General features: G+C 72.5%; 19 protein-coding genes. 2 read left to right on the top strand and 17 right to left on the bottom strand.

The window, feature by feature from the left end:
• Positions 1 to 8: 8 nt before the first annotated feature.
• Together B7C62_32405 and B7C62_32400 are read right to left on the bottom strand one after the other, a co-directional pair.
• Positions 9 to 1,079, bottom strand: a complete 1,071-nt coding sequence (locus tag B7C62_32405) for a hypothetical protein (GenBank protein ARF76466.1) — start codon at positions 1,077 to 1,079, stop codon at positions 9 to 11.
• Positions 1,076 to 2,098, bottom strand: coding sequence for an ATP-dependent DNA ligase (locus B7C62_32400; protein ID ARF77472.1), 1,023 nt, complete (start codon positions 2,096 to 2,098; stop codon positions 1,076 to 1,078). The genes B7C62_32405 and B7C62_32400 overlap by 4 nt, the downstream gene beginning before the upstream one ends.
• Positions 2,099 to 2,186: 88 nt before the next feature.
• On the opposite strand from B7C62_32400, the gene B7C62_32395 reads away from it, so the two are divergent.
• A complete protein-coding gene (locus tag B7C62_32395; protein ARF76465.1) occupies positions 2,187 to 3,248 on the top strand; it encodes an ATP-dependent DNA ligase in 1,062 nt (353 codons plus the stop codon).
• Between the two features lie 118 nt (positions 3,249 to 3,366).
• Positions 3,367 to 3,795, top strand: coding sequence for an ATP-binding protein (locus B7C62_32390; protein ID ARF76464.1), 429 nt, complete (start codon positions 3,367 to 3,369; stop codon positions 3,793 to 3,795).
• Positions 3,796 to 3,810: 15 nt separating this feature from the next.
• Here B7C62_32390 and B7C62_32385 read toward each other — a convergent pair whose 3' ends face one another.
• The 15 genes from B7C62_32385 to B7C62_32315 form a co-directional block, all read right to left on the bottom strand.
• The gene (locus tag B7C62_32385) at positions 3,811 to 4,218 is read right to left on the bottom strand and encodes an anti-anti-sigma factor (protein ARF76463.1); all 408 of its coding nucleotides are present in this window, start codon (positions 4,216 to 4,218) and stop codon (positions 3,811 to 3,813) included.
• Positions 4,215 to 5,306 carry a cobalamin-binding protein gene (locus B7C62_32380; GenBank protein ARF76462.1) on the bottom strand — a complete coding sequence of 364 codons (1,092 nt, stop codon included), beginning with the start codon at positions 5,304 to 5,306 and terminating at the stop codon, positions 4,215 to 4,217. The genes B7C62_32385 and B7C62_32380 overlap by 4 nt, the downstream gene beginning before the upstream one ends.
• Positions 5,303 to 6,883, bottom strand: coding sequence for a serine/threonine protein phosphatase (locus B7C62_32375; protein ID ARF77471.1), 1,581 nt, complete (start codon positions 6,881 to 6,883; stop codon positions 5,303 to 5,305). The genes B7C62_32380 and B7C62_32375 overlap by 4 nt, the downstream gene beginning before the upstream one ends.
• Positions 6,884 to 7,130: 247 nt before the next feature.
• Positions 7,131 to 8,462 (bottom strand): hypothetical protein, encoded by a 1,332-nt coding sequence (locus B7C62_32370; GenBank protein ARF76461.1) that lies wholly within the window; start codon positions 8,460 to 8,462, stop codon positions 7,131 to 7,133.
• Positions 8,463 to 8,513: 51 nt separating this feature from the next.
• A complete protein-coding gene (locus B7C62_32365; GenBank protein ID ARF76460.1) occupies positions 8,514 to 9,263 on the bottom strand; it encodes a hypothetical protein in 750 nt (249 codons plus the stop codon).
• A 49-nt stretch (positions 9,264 to 9,312) separates the two neighbouring features.
• Positions 9,313 to 9,843 carry a hypothetical protein gene (locus B7C62_32360; GenBank protein ID ARF76459.1) on the bottom strand — a complete coding sequence of 177 codons (531 nt, stop codon included), beginning with the start codon at positions 9,841 to 9,843 and terminating at the stop codon, positions 9,313 to 9,315.
• 20 nt (positions 9,844 to 9,863) lie between these two features.
• On the bottom strand, positions 9,864 to 10,553 hold the full coding sequence (locus B7C62_32355; protein ARF76458.1) for a hypothetical protein: 690 nt from the start codon (positions 10,551 to 10,553) through the stop codon (positions 9,864 to 9,866).
• On the bottom strand, positions 10,550 to 11,098 hold the full coding sequence (locus B7C62_32350) for a hypothetical protein (GenBank protein ID ARF76457.1): 549 nt from the start codon (positions 11,096 to 11,098) through the stop codon (positions 10,550 to 10,552). Before B7C62_32350 ends, B7C62_32355 begins: the two co-directional genes overlap by 4 nt.
• Complete coding sequence (locus B7C62_32345) at positions 11,095 to 12,369, bottom strand: ABC transporter substrate-binding protein (GenBank protein ARF76456.1); 1,275 nt, start codon at positions 12,367 to 12,369, stop codon at positions 11,095 to 11,097. The genes B7C62_32350 and B7C62_32345 overlap by 4 nt, the downstream gene beginning before the upstream one ends.
• Positions 12,366 to 13,547 (bottom strand): virulence factor Mce family protein Precursor, encoded by a 1,182-nt coding sequence (locus B7C62_32340; protein ID ARF77470.1) that lies wholly within the window; start codon positions 13,545 to 13,547, stop codon positions 12,366 to 12,368. Before B7C62_32340 ends, B7C62_32345 begins: the two co-directional genes overlap by 4 nt.
• A 101-nt stretch (positions 13,548 to 13,648) precedes the next feature.
• Positions 13,649 to 14,818 (bottom strand): ABC transporter substrate-binding protein, encoded by a 1,170-nt coding sequence (locus tag B7C62_32335; protein ARF76455.1) that lies wholly within the window; start codon positions 14,816 to 14,818, stop codon positions 13,649 to 13,651.
• A 1-nt stretch (position 14,819) separates the two neighbouring features.
• A complete protein-coding gene (locus B7C62_32330; protein ARF76454.1) occupies positions 14,820 to 15,836 on the bottom strand; it encodes an ABC transporter substrate-binding protein in 1,017 nt (338 codons plus the stop codon).
• On the bottom strand, positions 15,833 to 16,864 hold the full coding sequence (locus B7C62_32325) for an MCE family protein (GenBank protein ID ARF76453.1): 1,032 nt from the start codon (positions 16,862 to 16,864) through the stop codon (positions 15,833 to 15,835). Before B7C62_32325 ends, B7C62_32330 begins: the two co-directional genes overlap by 4 nt.
• On the bottom strand, positions 16,861 to 18,141 hold the full coding sequence (locus B7C62_32320) for an ABC transporter substrate-binding protein (protein ID ARF76452.1): 1,281 nt from the start codon (positions 18,139 to 18,141) through the stop codon (positions 16,861 to 16,863). Before B7C62_32320 ends, B7C62_32325 begins: the two co-directional genes overlap by 4 nt.
• Positions 18,141 to 18,944, bottom strand: coding sequence for an ABC transporter permease (locus B7C62_32315; GenBank protein ARF76451.1), 804 nt, complete (start codon positions 18,942 to 18,944; stop codon positions 18,141 to 18,143). The genes B7C62_32320 and B7C62_32315 overlap by 1 nt, the downstream gene beginning before the upstream one ends.
• Positions 18,945 to 18,946 lie beyond the last annotated feature (2 nt).

Below are 18,946 nucleotides of genomic sequence, written 5' to 3'. Positions count from 1 at the left end.
GAAAGGTCTCAGGAGGCCGTGGCCGCATGCTCGGGCGTGCGGGCGCGGCCTCCCGGGTGCCGGTGGCGCCACACCCAGAAGACCGTGCAGGAGACCAGCGCCCAGGCGGCGAGCACCAGATACGGGAAGACGAACTGGTGGCCCTGGTAGTAGACGGCCGTGTGCTGGGCGTTGACGGAGGCGCCCGGCGGGAGCCAGCGGCCGATGTGCCCGAGGGCGGAGGGCAGCAGCGGCCAGGAGACCGCGCCGCCGGAGGACGGGTTGCCGAGCAGCACCATGACACCCCAGGTGGGGATCATCGCCCAGCGGCCCATCAGGGTGTTGAACATGGTGAAGACCATGCCCGACGTGAACATCGTGAAGGCGAGGATCAGCCAGGACTGGACGAACGGCAGGTCGACCGCCCCGAGCCACCAGTCCACGGCCGCCGCGATGGCGAACCCGCCGAGCAGGGCGTACGCGGCGGTGAACGCGATGCGCTCCGCCGGGTTGAGGCCATGGGCGTGGACGCTGAGCTGGATCGCGCCGAGGAAGCCCATGATCACGGCGGCCAGCGAGATGTAGAAGAGCGCGAGCCCGCGCGGGTCGCCCTCCTGGAGCGGTTTGACGTCCCGGACGGTGACCGGCACCCCGGTGGCGTCCCCGACCTCAAGCCCCGCCTTGCCCAGCAGTTCGGCCACGGAGGCGCCGGACGCCCCGGCCACGTCGAGCGCCACACCGTCGTTGCCGGAGGCGCGCACGATCGCGAAGACCTTCTGCTCGTCCAGGGCGCGGCGGGCGTCCGCCACGTCCGGGTAGTCGCGCAGTTCGAGCGAGGCGTCGAGGGCCTTCTCCATCCCGGCGACGAACGCCTCGCCGCGCTGCACGGCGGGCTGGGTGACCAGCGCCGCCGGAATGCGGTGCGGGGTGGGGTTGGCCATCGCGTAGGTGTAGGAACCGGCGAAGAGACCGGCCGCCGCAGCCACAATGAGGACGAGGACGGTCGCGGGGAGGAACGGGGAGTTCTTGTACGCCTCCCAGCGCTCGCGCAGGGTCGGCGGACGGCCGTGGGCGCCGTGCCTCTCACTGCTGCCGCTCACGCGGTCCCGCCGTCGTCGTCATCGTCGTCGTGCCGGGCGCGGCTGGGCTGGACCCGCTTGGGTTCGCCGGGCATCTTCGGGTACTCCGGCGGGTACGGCATATCGCCGAGCCCCCGCTCCTTCTCGTCCCGGTCCGCCAGCTCCAGCAGCCCGTCCAGCCGGAACGCCTCCTGGTCCATGTCGGCGTGGACGTCCCCGAGTTCGGCGTACCGCACGGGCATCGTCCGGAGGTCGAAGTCGCGCGGTTCGGCGTCGTCGATCTCCTCCCAGCGCAGCGGCGCGGAGACCGGGGCGTGCGGGAAGGGGCGTACGGAGTAGGCGGAGGCGATCGTGCGGTCCCGGGCCGTCTGGTTGAAGTCGACGAAGATCCGCTCGCCGCGCTCCTCCTTCCACCAGGCCGTGGTCACCCGCTCCGGCATCCGCCGCTCCAGCTCGCGTCCGGCGGCGATGGCGGCGCGCCGGACCTCGGTGAAGGTCCAGGCGGGCTCGATGGGGACGAAGACATGCATCCCGCGCCCGCCGGAGGTCTTGGGCCACCCCCGTACGCCGTGGTCCTCCAGGACCGAGCGCAGCTCGTGGGCGGCGGCGACCGCGTCGGCGTAGTCGGTGCCGGGCTGCGGGTCCAGGTCGATGCGGAGCTCGTCCGGGTGGTCGGTGTCCCCGGCCCGGACCGGCCAGGGGTGGAAGGTGAGGGTGCCGAGGTTGGCGGCCCAGATCACGGCGGCGAGCTCGGTGGGGCAGAGCTCGTCGGCGGGGCGCCCGCTGGGGAAGGCGATCCGGGCGGTGGGAATCCACTCGGGAAGGTTCTTCGGGGCGCGCTTCTGGTAGAAGAAGTCGCCCTCCACACCGTCCACGAAGCGCTGGAGGGTGGTGGGCCGGTGGTTGAGGGCGCGGGTGATGCCGGGGCCCACGGCAAGGAAGTACTCGGCCACGTCCCTCTTGGTGTAGCCCTTCTCCGGGAAGTACACCTTGTCCGGGTTGGACAGCCTCACGGCCCGCCCGCCCGCGTCCAGCTCCACCGCTGCTCCCATGACGGTCACCGTAGGCCGGTCGCACATATGCCGCATATCGGGAGACACGGCCGGGGGACCGGTCCAGAATCGGCCCATGGACCTGCCGGTGATGCCGCCCGTGAAGCCGATGCTCGCCAAGTCGGTGGCCAAGATCCCGCCGGGCATGAGTTACGAGGCGAAGTGGGACGGCTTCCGGGCGATCGTCTACCGGGACGGCGACGAGGTCGAGCTCGGCAGCCGTACGGGCAAGTCGCTGACCCGCTACTTCCCGGATCTGGTCGACGCCGTACGGGAGAACCTCCCGCCGCGCTGTGTGCTCGACGGGGAGATCGTCATCGCCCACGAGGGGCGGCTCGACTTCGACCGGCTCAGCGAGCGCATCCATCCGGCCGACTCCCGGGTGCGGATGCTCGCCGAGCGGGCCCCGGCGAGCTTCGTCGCCTTCGACATCCTCGCGGTGGACGACACCTCTCTGCTGAGCACCCCGCAGACCGACCGGCGGGCGGTGCTGACGGCCGCCCTCTCCGGCGCCTCCGCGCCCGTGATCCTCGCTCCGTCCACCACCGACATCGAGCTGGCCCGGGAGTGGTTCGACCGGTACGAGGGGGCGGGGCTCGACGGGATCGTGGCCAAGCCGCTGGACCTGCCGTACCGGCCCGACACCCGGGCGATGTACAAGATCAAGCACGAGCGGACCGCCGATGTCGTGGTGGCCGGGTACCGCGAGCACAAGAGCGGCCCGGTCGTCGGCTCGCTCCTGCTGGGCCTGTACGACTCCGGGGGCGTACTCCAGCACGTCGGGGTCTGCGCGGCCTTCCCGATGAAGCGGCGCGCCGAGCTGGCCGAGGAACTCGCCCCGCTGCGCTGTGACTTCGCCGACCATCCGTGGGGGGCGTGGGCGGAGGCGGCGGCGCACGAGAGCTCCCGGCTGCCGGGTACGCAGAACCGCTGGACGGGGAAGAAGGACCAGTCGTGGGTGCCGCTGCGGCCGGAGCGGGTCTGCGAGGTGGCGTACGACCACATGGAGGGCGACCGGTTCCGCCATACGACGCAGTTCCGGCGGTGGCGCCCGGACCGGACCCCGGCCGGCTGTACGTACGCGCAGTTGGAGGAGGTCGTCTCCTACGACCTGGCGGAGGTGCTGGCGGGCGGCTGACCCGGCGCGGGGGCGTAGGAGGTGTGGAGACGGCGAGAGGGGGAATGCGGTGGTTTCCACGGGAAGTTCCGCATTCGCCATACGCCCTTCATCAACGGCGTGGAAAGGAGGTACGGGCGTGCACCCTACCCCGCACACCTCTCCCGTACGTCACGCCGACGCCGTACCCGCCCGGGTGCCCCGCAGCGCGGCCGAGGCCCGCGATGCCGTGGCCCGGCTGCTGGCGGACGAGTTCGGCGGGCTGACGGACGAGACGCTCGCGAACGTGGTCGTGGCGGACGCCCTGCTGGTGACCTCGGAGATCGTCACCAACGCGCTGCGGCACGCCGACGGGGTCACCGGCTTCTCGGCGCGGATCATCGGCGGCGACCTCCAGCTGGTGGTCGAGGACGCGGACCCCCGCCATCCGGTTCTCCAGGAGCCGGTCCCGGGCTCGGTCGGGGAGGGCGGTTACGGCTGGCCGCTGGTCCACCGGCTGACCGCGCGGCTCTCCGTCACCCCGCACCGGGGCGGCAAGCGCATCACCGCCGTGGTCGCCCTGGCCTGAGCCCCGGTGCGGGGTTCAGGAGACGGGCGAGGGGTGCGGGTCGGCCGGCCCCTCCTCCCCCGCGCCCCGGACCGGCCGCCGGTCCTCCTGGTCCCGGCGGGCGAAGAGGTGGTCGATGCCGGTGATCCGCATGATCCGGTCCAGGAAGGGCGGAGCCTCCTCCACGTGCAGGCGCACCCGCCGGGCCGCCGTGTCGCGGTGGACCTGGAGCAGGGCGGAGACGCCCATCGAGTCGCACATCCCCAGCCCGGCGCAGTCCAGGTAGAGATCGTCCGGCTCCGGCCGGGCCGCCAGCCGTTCCGTCGCGCGCGCGACCAGCTCGTCGCTGGTGTCGTGGTCCAGGTCCCCGGTGAGGCGCAGCCGGACCCAGCCCCGGCCCTCCTCGACGGTGATGGTGAGGAGGGGACTCGGCAGGGCGGTCATGCGGGGGCTCCGGGGGGCTGATCGGTGGTGGCCGCCGCCTCGTCCAGGTGGCGACGGGCGCGGTCGAGCATACGGGTGGCGCGCGGGAAGTCCTTCAGCTCGGTGGCGAGGGCGTCCAGGGCGGGGTGGAGGGACCGGGCGGGGACCCGGCGGGCGGTCAGGACGGCGGCGGTCCACCGGATGAAGTCGGTGAAGAGGTCGTCGCTGTCGGTGTAGAGGGCGACACCGAGGAACTCCACGATGTGGGCGATGTCCTCGGCCGTGCGCTCACGCTGCGGGACGGAGTAGCCGGCCATCGCCGGGACATCCCGCTCCAGTCGCGCCAGCACCACCCGGACGAGCCGGGCCCTGGCCCGTACGACCAAGGTGTACTCCTGGTCGGTGAGATGGGCCAGGCCGGTGTCCTCCGGGCGGCCCGCCGCCAGGTCGGGGGACGGGATGCCGTCGGCCAGGCGGCGGGCCGCGGCGCGCGCGTCGGGCGCCCAGGCGTCGGCGCCGAGCAGCCGGGCGTAGCGGCCGTCGGGGCCGAACGCGGCGCCGCCCGCCAGCACCGGCACCCCCACCGCCTGGCAGGCGGTGATCGCGGAGTGGGCGGTGGGCAGCCGGGTGGCGAGGGAGGAGGAGAGGGCGACCGCGTCCGCCCCGGTGTTGTGGAGATGGGTCACCAGGTGCGGGGTGGGCACCTGGGCGCCCAGGAAGTCGACCCGCCAGCCACGCAGGGTGAGGACCTCCGCCAGCAGCCGGGCGGGCAGGGCGTGCCACTCCTGGTCGACGCAGGCGACGGTGATCCGCCCGCCGTAGGGGGCCGGGCGGTGGGCGGGGTGGTGGGCGAGCGCGGCGATGACCCGCTCGGCGATGGCGGTCGCGGCGTGCTCCTGGGCGACGGTCAGCCGGTCGGCCTGCCAGGCGCGGCCGACCCGGGCCTGCACGGGGGCGATCACATCGAGCAGGACCGTCTCGGCGGAGATCCCGGTGTCCAGGGCGGTCAGCACGAGGTCGGCCGCGCGGTATTCGTCCCGGCCCGTCACCGCGGCCCAGAGATCGCCGCGGAGCGTGTCGAGACCGGTGACGTCGACTGTGGTGGTCATGCGGTGTACCTGCCCCGTGTGTGGCCGTCCACCGCGGTGAGATGCGTGGTCGGCGGTGCGGTGATCGCGACCACCGCCAGATCGTCGTGGCCGCCGTCCCCCAGCCACTGGGCCGCCAGCATCCGGATGTGCGCCACGACGGCCTCGCCGGGCATGCCCACGCACTCGGCCAGGGCCCGCTTCAGCCGTTCGTCGCCGAAGAGTTCACCGCCGAGCGGGCCGCCGCGCGCCTCGGTGATGCCGTCGGTGTAGAGCAGGCACGTCTCGCCGGGCAGCAGGACGGTCCCGACCGTACGGGCCGTCACGTGGTCCAGCGCCCCGACCAGGCTGCCCTGGGTGGGGATCTCCTCCACCCGGCCGTCGTTGCGCACGACCAGGGGCGCCGGGTGGCCGGCCGAGGTGAGGCGCAGGCGCACCTGGTTCCCGGCGCGCAGGACGGAGGCGAGGACCAGGGTCGCGAAGCGGGTGTTGTCGGAGTTCAGCAGGGCCCCGTTGAGGAGTTGGAGCACCCGCTCGTGGTCGTCGGCCATCGGCATCAGAGCCTGGAGCGTGTTGCGGATCTTGCCGGTGAGGACGGCGGCGTCCAGCCCCTTGCCGCAGACATCACCCAGCACCACCAGGGACGGGTCGGCGGCCGTGGGCCCGGGGTGGACGTCGTAGAAGTCGCCGCCGACCCGCTCGTGGGCGTTGGAGGGGCGGTAGCCGCCCGCGAACTCCACACCGTGCACCCGGTGGAGCCGGGGCGGCAGCAGATCCCGCATCAGCGTCCGGGTGATGCTGTGCTGCTCCGCGTAGAGGCGGGCGGCCGAGAGGGCGGCTCCGGCACGGGCGGCGAAGAGCCGGGCGAAGGTCTCCTCGGTCTCGCTGAACTGCCCGCGGGTGTCCGTACGCAGCAGGACCAGCGCCCCGGCGGGCACCCCGTGGCCGGGCAGCGGTGTGACGGCCACCGAGCCGACCACCGCGGAAAGGCCGTCGGGGACGAGCCAGTCGGGCAGCGACGCCGGGTCGATCCACCGGGACGGGACGGGCGGGAACCCCTTCAGCGCCTCGGCGAGGCCGGGCACGGTGGAGGGGTCGGCGGTGACCGTCCCCTGGGTGACCTCCCCGCCCGCGACCGCCCGGGTGACGGGCAGCCTGCGGCCCGATGCCGGAGCCACGACGACGGCCGCGTCGGCGAAGAACCCGGCGGCCAGCCTGACCGTCGCGGCCATGCACCGTTCGGCGTTGAGCGAGGAGAGCAGGACATTGGACGCCTCGGCGAGAAAGGCGGTGCGTTCGCGTTCGGCGGTCAGGGCCTCCTCGGCGGTGTACCGGGCGGTCTGGTCGAGCAGCCACCACACCACCTCGCCGTCCGCGCGCCGGGTCGGGTGGGCCTCGAGGCGGCGGCCCCGGTACGCGCCCTCGACAGCGGGCCGCCGCGTACCGCCCTGGTGGACCGCGTCGGCGGCCACCTCCGCCGTCGCCCGGGCCAGCCAGGCGAGGCCGTCGGGCAGCGGAGCGCCTTCCGCCACGTCCGGGAGCAGTTCCATGTCCCCATCGGTCCGGACGGCCGTGCCGGCCGGACCGACGGTGATCATCGCGCACGGCGGGCAGCCCCAGTCCGCCGCGGCGAACCGCTCCTTGGTGGGTGTGCCGCCCTTCGTGGTCGTGCCGGTCTCTGCCTTGGGTGAAGCCATGAGGGGGGACCCGCCTGCGGCGAGTCGCACCACCTTCCGGTCGAACGGATTGTTTCCCTGGGGCAAACATCGCGGAGGGCTCCCGAAATAGCAACCCGATCCCGTACCCGTCCACCGTGCGGGTCACATGGAGCGCAGGACGGTCACCTCACCCTTTCGAGACCTTCTCGGGGTCTTCACATCGCGGGTCGGCGGGGTCGTCTCCGCCGGTCCCGCTCGCGGGATCGGCGCTGGGGCAGTCGGGGGCGGTGGGGCTGGGGTCGGGGCTCGGGCCGGGGTCCGGCTCCGTGGGGGTGGGCGTGGGGGTGGGTGTCGGACCGGGGCCCGGGTCGGTGGGGTCGGGGCTCGGGCCGGGGTCGGTGGGGCTGGGGCCCGGGTCGGTCGGGTCGGGGGTCGGGTCCGTGGGATGGGGCGTGGGGGTGGGGCCGGGGTCGGTCGGGGTGGGGCCTGGGTCGGTCGGGGTAGGGGTCGGGCTCGGTGAGCCGGGGTCGGTGGGGGTGGGCGTGGGGGTGGGCTTGGGCGTCGGGGGGCGGGTCGGCTGCGGGCCGATGACGATGCCTCCGCCACCGCTGCCGGGCGGCCCGGCCGGTGTCCCGGAGCCGACCGGCGCCTTGGGCCGGTTCACGCCGCCCGGTCCCGGGCTGATGGGCAGCACCCCTTGGCCGTCCGCGACCGGGTGGGCGCCGTGGCGGTAGAACTCCAGCCAGGCCAGCACCGTACGGAGGTAGGCGGCGGAGCGGTTGTAGCTGAGGACCGCCCGGTCCAGGTCGGCCCGGACGCCCAGATCACGGCCTCCGGCACACAGGTAGTGCCCGGCGGCGAGGGCCGCGTCATGGATGTTGTTCGGGTCCTTGTGGCCGTCGCCGTTCCCGTCCTTGGCCCAGTTCACCCAGGTGGAGGGGATGAACTGCATCGGCCCGACGGCCCGGTCGTACGTGCGGTCACCGTCGTACACCCCGTTGTCGGTGTCCCGGACCAGCGCGAACCCCACGCCGTCGAGCGCGGGCCCCAGGATCGGGGTGAGCGTCGTCCCGCGCGCGTCGACCCGGCCGCCCGCCGCCTGGCCGGACTCGACCTTGCCGATCGCCGCGAGCAGCTGCCACGGCAGCCGGCAGCCGGGGTCGCTGCGGCGCAGGGAGCCCTCGGCGTTCCGGTACGCGGCGAGCACGGTCGCCGGAATGCCCGCCTCGGCCCGGACCCGGTCCACCGCCGGGGCCGACCGTTCGGGACCGGGCCGGGGCAGCTTCGGCGGGGCGGGGGGTTCCGGGCTCCGCAGCGGGGGCAGCTCGGTGTGGTACGCGTCGTCGCCCGGCACCTCGGTCCACACCACGTCGTCCGTGCCCGAGGCCGTGCGCCCCTCGTGCGAGGCGGCGGCCGCGTCGGCGAAGCCGGGTGCCTGGGAGGCGGTGAGCGCGGCCATGGCCGCCACCGCCGTGACCGTCCCGGTGAACTGGCGGCGCACTGTGCCGTTGAACCTCATAGCTGTGTTCCCCTCCCCCGGGCGTCCTTCCGGGCCGCCCGGGACTCCGGTTCACCGGGTGAACGTGTCGATGGCGGCGATCCGCCAGGTGTCCCCCCGGCGGACGGCGTCCACGGCGAACATGGCCGCCGCGTAGGTGGTCTCCTCGTCCTTGCCGGTACGGGTGTTGCTCTGGTCCGCGAAGATCAGCAGCCGGGCCCGGTCGCCGTCCAGGTACTCCACCCCGCTCCCGGTCACGGTCGTGGTGAGGACGAGCTTCTGCCGCGGCGCCTGGGCGCGGACCTCCGCGAGCATGTCCTGGTGCTGCTGGACGGCCCGGCCGGTCAGATGGGTGCTCGCCGCGCGGTCGGAGCGGGCGGGCGAGGCGTAGTCGTACGAGAACACGGCACCGACCGCCTCGCTGATCCGGCCCTTCACCTCGCTGGTGCGGGCGATGTCGGTGAGCGCGGTGTTCTGCCGGGCGGGCTCGTCCCGCAGGCTCGCGGCCGAGGCGAACGCCCAGGCGGCGAAGGTCCCGAGGAGGACGGTGAGGACGCAGAGCACGGCGGGGAGCCGGAGGCGGCTCCGCTCGGGGCCGTCGACTTCGTCCGCCTCTGACGTCGGTTGTTCCTCTGCCTGTGTCTCCGGCTGTGTCTGTGTCTGTGTCTCCGGCTGTTTCCCTGGCTGTGTCTCTATGACCGGCGTTACGGTCCCGGACTCCTCCGTGTTCCCCGCCGGGCCCTCCACGGGAGGCGCGACCGGGCGTGACGGTGAAGTGGCCAGCCTGCGGCGGCGGTTGACGAGGTGGCGGGTCGTCGACATGGGAGGGGTCCTCTCGGGTGCGGGGCGGGAGCGGGTTCGGGAGGCGGGGTCAGCCGGCCGTGGAGCCGACGGGCGCCTGGCCGAGCGCGCTGAGCTTCCACCCTTCGGAGGTCCGGGTCAGGGTGCCGAGCATCCGGCTCTCCTTCACCGCCGGTCGCCCCTCGGGCGCGGTGACGGTGACCCGCAGCGCCACCATCACCCCGGCCCGGCCCGCCCGTTCGTCGAGCTCGGTCACCGCACCGGAGAGGACCTTCGCCGTGCTGACGGTCTTCGCCGCCACGATCTGCTCGGCGAACGCGTCCCGCCCGTCCACGAGTTGGCGGTGCAAATCGCCGGTGGTGGACTGCTCCCAGCTGTCGAGGCCCTTCTCCAGGGTGCGGTGGTCCAGGGTGTTCATGTTCTGCACCGCCTGCTCGCCCGCCGCCAGGGCGTCGTCCCGGGCCTGCGCGTAGGAGGCCGCACCGTCGTGGGCGGCGTCGTAGCGCTGCCAGCCGCCCCAGCCCGCCGCCCCGGCCGCGACGAGCGTGAGTGCCGTCGCCGCGATCACCAGCGGGTTCCTCGTCGTCCCTGCCCGTGCCATGTGCTGCCTCTCCCGTTGCGTCATATGGAGCTGATCTCGACGATCCGCCAGCGCCCGTCGCGGAGTTCGGCGGTGACGTCGAGCTGCGCGGAGGCGGTCGTGGCGGGCCTGCCCCGGCGTTCGTAGACCTGGTCGAGGAAGACCAGGAGGTGGGCGCCGGTGCCGGTCAGCCGGGTCACTCCGGCCCGTACGACATGGGTCGTGAGCGTCAGCTTCTGGTCGGCGGCCTGCTTCTCGACCTGGCCGAACAGGGCCGCGTACTGCTGGAGCGCCCTGCCCGCGAGGACCTGCCGCGCCGCCTCCTTGGCGAGGCCGGTGGCATCGGGGCCGTACGAGAAGATCCTGCCGAGCGCGTTGCTGACGTCCCCGGTCACCCTGCCGGTCGCCTCGGCGTCCGTGAGGGCGAGGTTGGAGGTGGCCGGGGTGTCACGGAGCTGCTGCCCCTCGGCGAAGAGGAGCCCGCCGGTCACGAAAAGGGCGACGGCCAGGACCGCGCCGACGATCCGGGGCCACCTGCGGCGGCGACCGGGGTCGTGGGTGCCGCCCGGTCCGGAATTGTCGGTGCGGTCCGGGCCCGGGGCGTGGGTACTGTCCGTCCCGGGAGCCTGGGTGCTGTCCGGGCCGGAGCCGTCGGTGCTGTCCGGGCCGAGGCCACCAAGGCGGCTCTCCTCCTCAACAGCCTTTCTCGCCAACGCTGTTCGCTTGCTCATCCGCCGCCTCCCGCTGCCGTCGCCGTGAGCGCCTTGACCTTCCAGCCGTCCCCGGTGCGGGCGAGCGTGGCCGTGAAGCGTTTGCGCTGGGTGCCGGGGGCGCCGCCCGCGCGCGGGGTGACCTGGACGTCCACGGTGGCGATCAGCTCCGCCGTGCCGGTGCGGTCGTCCAGCGCCGTGAGCGCCGCCGAGGTCACCTTGGCGCGCGCGGTCTCGCCCGACCTGGTGAGCGCCTTCGCGTCGGCGGCCGAGGTGCGCTCCAGCTGGTCGTGGAGCGGCCCGGTGGAGGAGTCGCGCCAGGCCCGCAGGCCGGTGGAGACGCTCGTGGTGTCCTTGCCGTCGAGGCTGTTCAGCGTGGCGAGGTGCCGTTTGCCCTGGGCGAGGGCGGTGTCGCGGGCCTTGGCGTGGGCGAGGGTGCGGTCGCCACGCGCCTGGGCGTACGACCAGGCGCCGAGCCCGCAGACGAGGGCGGCAGCCAGCAGGACAGCCCAGCCGCCGAGGCTCCGGGGGCGGCGCGTACCCCTCCTCTTCGTACGGAGTCTCATGAGCCGCCTCCCAGGCCGAGCAGCCCGGCCATGCCCGGGGCGGGCGGCGCGGTCCGGGGTTCGGTGCCGAGCGCTCCGGGCAGCCGGTCCTTCGCCCCCGTACCGTCACCGTTGCCGTCGCCCAGCAGCATCGAGCCGGGCTTGGCGGGGGCGGGGACCGGGCCGCCCTTCGGGGCGTTGGCGCTGCCCCGGACGTTGATGCCGGTGCCGGGTGAAGAGGCGCACCGGGCCTGGGTGTTGAGGGCGGGCGCGGGTGAGGTGTCGAGACCGTTGCGGTAGGCCGTACCGCCGTACCCGGCGGTGCAGGGCAGCGGTTCGAAGAACGTGACGGACATCCCGAACCGGGCGCCGTCCTCGTCGACCGCGCTCGATCCGGCGGCGACCACGGCGGGGAGCTTCACCAGGAGTTCTTCCAGGCCGCGTTGGCGGGTGACGGCGACCTCCGATGTGGTGAGCAGGTTGGCGACGACGACCCCGAAGGCGGGGTCGAGATCGCGCAGCAGTCCGCTGATCTGTACGGCGGCGTCCGGCGTGGTCGCGATCAGCCGCCGCAAGTCGCCGTCGGACGACTTGAGTTCGGCGGCGAGTTCCTTGGCGCCGGAGGCGAAGCCCTTGAGTGCCGCGCCCTGTTCGGCCTGGGTGCGCAGCACGGTCTCGCCGTCGGCCATCAGCCGGGTGGTGACCGGCAGCGCCTTGTCGGCCGCGTCGATGAACTCGCTTCCGCTGTCCAGCAGTACCTGGAGGTCGTCGCCGCGTCCTTCGAAGGCGGTGCCGAACTCCTCTACTACCGTGCGCAGATGCTCCAGGTCGACGGAGCTCGCGAAGTCGTTGACGCTCGTGAGGACGGTGGTGGGCGGTGCCGGGAGCGTGGTGTCGGCCTCGTCGATCACCGAACCGTTGCCGAGGTAGGGGCCTTCGGAGCGGGTCGGGCGCAGGTCGACGTACTGTTCGCCGACCGCCGAGAGGTTGGCGACGACGGCCCGGAGCCGGTCCGGGATGGGCGGGGCGTCCTTCTCGATCCGCAGCTCGGCCTCCACTCCGTCGTCGGTCAGCTCGATGGGGCCGACCCGGCCCACGGAGACGCCCCGGTAGGTGACGTTGGAGTGGGTGTAGAGGCCGCCGGTCTGCGGGAGCTGGACCGTGACGGTGTAGTAGCTGCGCAGTCCGACGTAGTGGCCGAGACCGGCGTACCGCACGCCCAGGTAGCCCAGGACGAGCACGGCGATGACGAGGAAGGCGATGTTCTTCAGCCGGATGGCGGGAGTGATCACGGGGTACTCCCCTGCTCGGAGGCCGGTGCGCGGGGAGCCTCGGGCCGCGCGGTCCCCGACACGGCCGGCAGGGGCAGCGGGAGCGGCAGCGCGCCGCGGGCCGCCGCCGCACCCTCCGTACCGTCGTCCCCTCCCCCGTCGTCCCCGCCCGGCTCGTGCGGGGGCGGGGGCAGGGTCGGGTCGTCCGGGGTGAGCGCGGGGATGATCCGGGTGCCGGGTGCGGCGGTGACGTCCAGATAGACGTTCAGGTAGTCGCCTTTCACTCCGCGCAGGACCTCGTCCGTGAAGGGGTAGGTCAGCGATGCCTGGAGCGCGTCCGGGAGGTCCTTTCCGGAGTCGGCGAGCGCCTTCAGGGTCGGGGCGAGTGCCTTGAGGTCGGCGATCATGTCGGCTTTGCTGCGGTTGACGGTGTCGACGGCCACCGTGGAGAGGGTGTCGAGGGAGCGCAGCATGGTGAGCAGGGAGCCGCGCTGCTTCTCCAGGACCTTCAGTCCGGGGCTGAGCCCGGTGAGGACCGTGCCGACGTCCTGTTTGCGGGTGGCGAGCGTGGCGGCGAGCCGGTTCACGCCGTCCAGGGCGCGGGTGATGTCGCCCTTGTTGCTGTCCAGGTCGGTGACGAGGGTGTCGACCCGGTTGAGCATCGAGCGGATCTGCGGCTCCTGGCCGGTGAGCGCCTTGTTCAGCTCGGTGGTGATGGTCTTGAGCTGGTTGACCCCGCCCCCGTTGAGGAGCAGGGACAGCGCGCCGAAGACCTCCTCGACCTCGGGGTTGCGGTTCGTGCGGCTGAGCGGGATGCGGCCGGTCTCGGCCAGGGAGCCGCGGGCGGTGCCCTCGGCGGGCGGGGAGAGCTGGATGAACTTCTCGCCCAGGAGGCTGGACTGTTCGAGGCGGGCGTAGGCGTTGGCGGGGAGGTCGATGTCCCCGTTGACCCGCATGGTGACCTTGGCGCTCCAGCCGTCCGCCGCGAGGGCGATACCGGTGACGCGCCCGACGGAGACGTCGTTGACCTTGACCGAGGACTGCGGGGCCAGGCTGAGGACGTCGCCGAACTCGGCGGTGATCTCGTACGGGTGGTCGCCGAGGTCGGCGCCGCCGGGCAGCGGGATCTGTTCGATGCCGGTGAAGGACGGGCCGTCGGTGCGGACGGCGACGAGGGCGATCAGCACTCCGGCGGCCAGCGCGGCGGCCGCTCCGGTGGCCACCCGGACGCCGGTACGGGTGCCGGTGCCGGTCCCGGTGCCGTTACGGGGGTCGGTGCCGGTGGTGCCCGGGGAACCGCTCATCGTTCCGCCCCCTTCTTCCGGTCCGCTTTCCGTTCCTGTTCCTGCTTCTGTTTCTGTTTCTGTTCCGCGGGCTGTTTCTCCGGGGTCCCGAAGACCGTGCCGACCTCCGGCAGCGGCAGCACCGGCAGGGACTTCCGGCGGTTCGCGTCCACGGGGGCGAGGCCGGGCGGCGGCCCCGAGGCCGCGTCCGGGCTGACGAGGGGGCCGCCCATGGAGAGTTCGTTGAGGTTGGCCCGCCCGTTGAGGGTCCGGTGGGCGGGGTCGTACGCGTTCAGGACGTTGCCCGCCGCCAGCGGCAGCGTGTCCATCGCCTCGGCCAGCGAGGCACGTTGGTCGACCAGCGCCTGGGTGACGGGGACCAGGGCGTCGACGTTCTTCTTCAGCGCGCCCCGGTTCCTGGCGATGAACGTCTTCACCTGGCCGAGGGCCGTGCCCAGCTCCTTGAGCGCCGCGCTGAGGTTCTTCTTGTCGTCCGCGAGGAACGAGGTGACCGAATGGAGCTGCTGCTCGGCGGTGCGGACCTCGCTGTCGTTCTCCTTGAGCATGGTGGTGAAGGACTGGAGGTGGGTGAGGGTGTCGAAGAGGTCGCCGCTGCTCCGGTCGAGCGTCTTGGCGGCCTTGCCGAACTGCTCGACGGAGTCCCCGATGGCCTTCCCGTTGCCGTCCATGTTCTTCGCCCCGGTCTCCAGGAGCCGGGCGAGCGCCCCGTCGGCGTTGGCCCCGTTCGGGCCGAGCGCCGTGGTGATCTCGGTGATCGACGCGTAGAGCTCGTCGACCTCGACCGGGGTGGCGTTGCGGGCGGCGGGCAGTACGGCGTTGTCCGCGAGGAGCGGGCCGCCGTCGTAGGCGGGGGCGAGCTGGACGTACCGGTCGGCGACGAGGCTGGGGGCGACGACGACCGCGTGGGCGTCCTCCGGCACCTTGACCCCTTGGTCGAGGCGGAGGACGACCTCCACCTCCTTGCCCTTGGGGGTGACGGAGGCGACCGTACCGACCCGGACCCCGAGTATGCGCAGGTCGGACCCGGCGTAGACGCCCGTCGCCCGCTCGAAGTAGGCGGTGACGGTGGTCCTGGCGTCCTCCTGGAGTGCGCTCACCCCGGTGGTGGCGGCCACGGCGACGAGGGCGAGCCCGGCGCCGATACCGATGATGCGTGTACGTCTCATGTCAGCGGCCGCCTTGCTTCGGTGGCATGCATCCGGTCGCCGGGAGGGAGCCCGCCGGAAGGTAGTTCGCGGGCACGACCCCGCAGGCGTACGTGTCGAACCAGCGCCCGTTGCCCAGGGTGTTGCCGACGAGCCTGCTGTAGGTGCCGGTCATGGCGAGCACCTTGTCCAGGCTCTTGCGGTTCTTCACCAGGACGGCGGTGACCCGGCCGAGGGAGGCCAGGGTCGGACCGAGCTGCTTCTCGTTGTCCTTGACGAGTCCGGTGAGCTGGGTGCCGAGGCCGCGGGTGCCGGTGAGCAGCAGGTGGATGGCGTCGCGGCGGGCCTGGAGTTCGCCGAGGAGCAGGTTCCCGTCCTCCAGGAGGGTCTCGAAGCTGCTCTTCTTCCCCGAGAGGGTCTTGGTGAGGCGTTTGCTGCTCTGGAGGAGCGTGGCGAGCTGGGCGTCGCGCTTCGACACCGTACGGGAGAGGGCGGAGAGCCCCTCGGCGGCGCTGCGGACGTGGGGCGGGGAGTCCTTGAAGGTGGCGGAGATCGTCTCGAAGCTCTTGGCGAGCTGCTCGGTGTCGATCTCCCCGATGGTCTCGCCGAGCCCGTTGAACGCCTGGGTGACGTCGTACGGGGAGGTGGTGCGGTTCGCGGCGATACGGGAGCCGGGGTCCTGGGGGGCGTTGCCGAGGGGGTCGACGGCGAGGTACTTCTCGCCCAGGAGGGTCTTGATGGCGATGCCCACGGTGGAGGCGTTGCCGATCCAGGCGTCCTTGACCGTGAAGTCGACCTTGACCCGGGGCCCGTCGAGCGAGACCCCGGCGACCTCACCGACCTTGACCCCGGCGATCCGCACCTCGTCGCCTTCGGAGAGCCCGGCGGATTCGGTGAAGTCGGCGCTGTACGTCGTACCGCCGCCGATGAAGGGCAGGGAGTCGGCGCGCCAGGCGGCGAGGGCCAGGAGGATGAGGACGAGGAGGCCGACGAGGGCGACGGCGACCGGGTTGCGTTCCCGGACGGGGGTGAGGGTCATGCCAGGCACCTCGGCTGGGTGATGGCGATGCCGGTGGGCGGCGTGGAGCCGTCGTCGGTGGCCACCCCGCCGACCCTGGCCTCGCAGAGATAGAGGTTGAGCCAGGAGCCGTAGGAGGTGAGGCGGCTGATCGCCTCCATCTTGGCCGGGGTCCTGTCGAGGAAGTTCTCGATCTGTGGTGTGCCCTTCTCCAACTCGCCGCTGAGCCTTCCCAGTTGCCGGATGCTGTCCTTGAGGGGCCTGCGGCCGTCCTGGAAGAGGTCCGCGGTGACGGTCGTCAGGGCGCCCATGGCGGTGACGGCCTCACCGAGCGGTTTGCGGTCGCCGGAGAAGCCGGAGACGAGCTTCTCCAGGGTGACCACGAGGTCGTCGAACCCGGCCTCCCGGTCGTTGACCGTCTTCAGGACCGTGTTGAGGTTCTTGATCACCTCACCGATCACCTGGTCCTTGGCCGCGACGGTGCTCGTGAGCGAGCCGACGTGGCGCAGGATGGAGTCGACGGTGCCGCCCTCGCCCTGGAGGACCTGGACGATGGAACCGGCGAGCTGGTTGACGTCCGGCGGGGACAAGCCCTCGAAGAGCGGCTGGAAGCCGTTGAAGAGCTGGGTGAGGTCGAGCGCCGGGGTGGTGCGGGAGAGCGGGATGGTGGCCCCGGGCGCGAAGGTCCGGCCGACCGGTCCGGCGCCCCGGTCGAGGTCCACGTACCGCTGGCCGACCATGTTGAGGTACTTGATGGACGCCGTCACCGAGGCGGGGAGCGTATGCCCCTCGCGGACGCCGAAGGTGACCTCGGCGACCCGGCGGTCGGCGACCCGTACGGACTCGACCTGGCCGACCTTCACCCCGGCGACGCGGACGCTGTCGCCGGGGACGATCCCGGTGGCGTCGGTGAAGCGTGCCTTGTACGTGGTGGTGTCCCCCACGCCCGTGTTGGCGATGGAGAGGCCGAGGACGGTGGTGGCGAGGACGGTCACCAGGACGAAGACGAGGGACTTGGTGAGCGGTCCCGCGAGGGAGCGGCGATTCACTTGAGCTTCACCTCCGCACCGCGGAAGGCCGGACCGATGAGCACGCTGCTCCAGTCGGGCAGGGTCTGCGGCTGCACTTTCAGTGAGGGGGCGACCAGCTCGTTGACGAGCCGGGACTCCTGGGGCGAGTTGGGCAGGCCGAGGTCGGTGTCGCGCGCGGCCGGGGGCGGGGCGGTGGCGTCGGCCGACCGGCGGTTGTCGGCGGTGGGGGCGCCCTTGCCGACGTACGGCACCGAGTAACAGCGCGGGCCGCCGCTGGAGTTGTAGGCCGGGGTGTCCTTGCCGGGGACGTACTTCCCCTTCGCGGGAACGGACGTGACCGTCACATGCAGTCCCGGCTCGTTGGTCCCCTTACCGAGCGCCTTGTCCATGGCGGGCACGAATCCGGCGACCGTACGGAGGGTGCAGGGGAACGAGTCGGCGTACTTCGCGAGGAGTTCGAGCGTGGGGCGGCCGGAGGAGGAGAGCCGGATGAGGTTGTCCTTGTTCTCCCGCAGGAAGGAGGTGACATCGCGTGCGGAGGCGGTGGTGGTGTCGTACAGCGTGGCGAGCCGCGCCTCCTGTTCGGCGATGGTGCCGCTCGTGGTGGTGGCATCGGTGAGGGCGTCGAGGACGTCGGGGGCGGCCTCCGCGTAGAGCGTGCTGACCTTGACGAGCTGCTTGATGTCCTCGTTGAGCGTGGGGAGTTGGGGGTTGAACTTCTTCAGGTGGGCATCCAGCGTGGTCAGGGTCTCGCCGAGCTTCTCGCCGCGTCCTTCGAGCGCCTGGGAGACGGCGCTCAGGGTGGCGGAGAGCTTCTCCGGCTTCACCGCGGTCAGCAGCGGCAGGACGTTGTCCAGCACCTGTTCCAGCTCGATGGCGTTGCTGGAGCGGTCCTGCGGGATCACCGCCCCGGCGCTCAGCGTCTCCCCGGAGGGGACGCGGGGCGGGACGAGGGCGACGAACCGCTGGCCGAAGAGGGTGGTGGGGAGCATCTGCGCGGTGACGTCGGCGGGGACCCGGTCCAGCTTGCCGGGGTCGATGGCCAGGGTGAGGCGGGCCCCCTCGCCGTCGGTGGCGATGGACCTGACCTGCCCGATGACGACCCCGCGCAGCTTCACGTCGGCGTTCTCGTGCATCTCGTTGCCGACCGCGCCGGTCCGTACGGTGACGGTGGCGTCGTCGGTGAACTTCTTGTCGTACACGGCGACCGAGACCCATATGAGGAGGGCGGGGACCAGGAGGAAGGCGACCCCGGCGGTTCTGCGGCGGACGGTTCGTGCTCCACGTGGACTCATCAGCCGGCCACCTTCACCGTCGTCGTGGCGCCCCAGATGGCGAGGGAGAGGAAGAAGTCGGTGACGCTGATGAGCACGATCGCGTTGCGCACCGACCGGCCCACGGCCACGCCCACCCCGGCGGGTCCGCCGGTGGCGTGGAAGCCGTAGTAGCAGTGGGCGAGGATCACCAGCACGCTGAAGATCAGCACTTTGAGCACCGACAGCAGCACGTCGGCCGGGGAGAGGAAGAGATTGAAGTAGTGGTCGTAGGTGCCCGCCGACTGCCCGTTGAAGAGGATGGTGATGTAGCGGGAGGCGAGGTACGAGGAGAGCAGCCCGATCGCGTACAGCGGGATGATCGCGACGACCCCGGCGATGATCCGGGTGGTGACGAGGTACGGCATCGACCGCACGCCCATCGCTTCGAGCGCGTCGACCTCCTCGTTGATCCGCATCGCGCCGAGCTGGGCGGTGAACCCGGCGCCGACGGTGGCGGAAAGGGCGAGCCCGGCGACCAGGGGGGCGATCTCCCGGGTGTTGAAGTAGGCGGAGATGAACCCGGTGAACGCCGAGGTGCCGATCTGGTCGAGCGCCGCGTACCCCTGGAGGCCGACGACCGTGCCGGTGAAGAGGGTCATGGCGACCATCACACCGATGGTGCCGCCGATCACGCCGAGGCCGCCGCTGCCGAAGGCGACCTCGGCCAGCAGCCGCTGCACCTCCTTGAGGTAGCGGCGCAGGGTGCGCGGAATCCAGACCAGGGCCCTGATGTAGAAGGTGAGTTGGTCGCCGGACCGGTCGAGCCAGCTGAGCATCGCCATGG

Origin of the sequence: Kitasatospora albolonga, assembly GCA_002082585.1 — a bacterium.
In the GTDB taxonomy this organism is placed as follows: domain Bacteria; phylum Actinomycetota; class Actinomycetes; order Streptomycetales; family Streptomycetaceae; genus Streptomyces; species Streptomyces stephensoniae.
The sequence above is the reverse complement of the archived record's forward strand: the minus strand, read 5'-3'. Positions and strand labels throughout refer to the sequence as shown.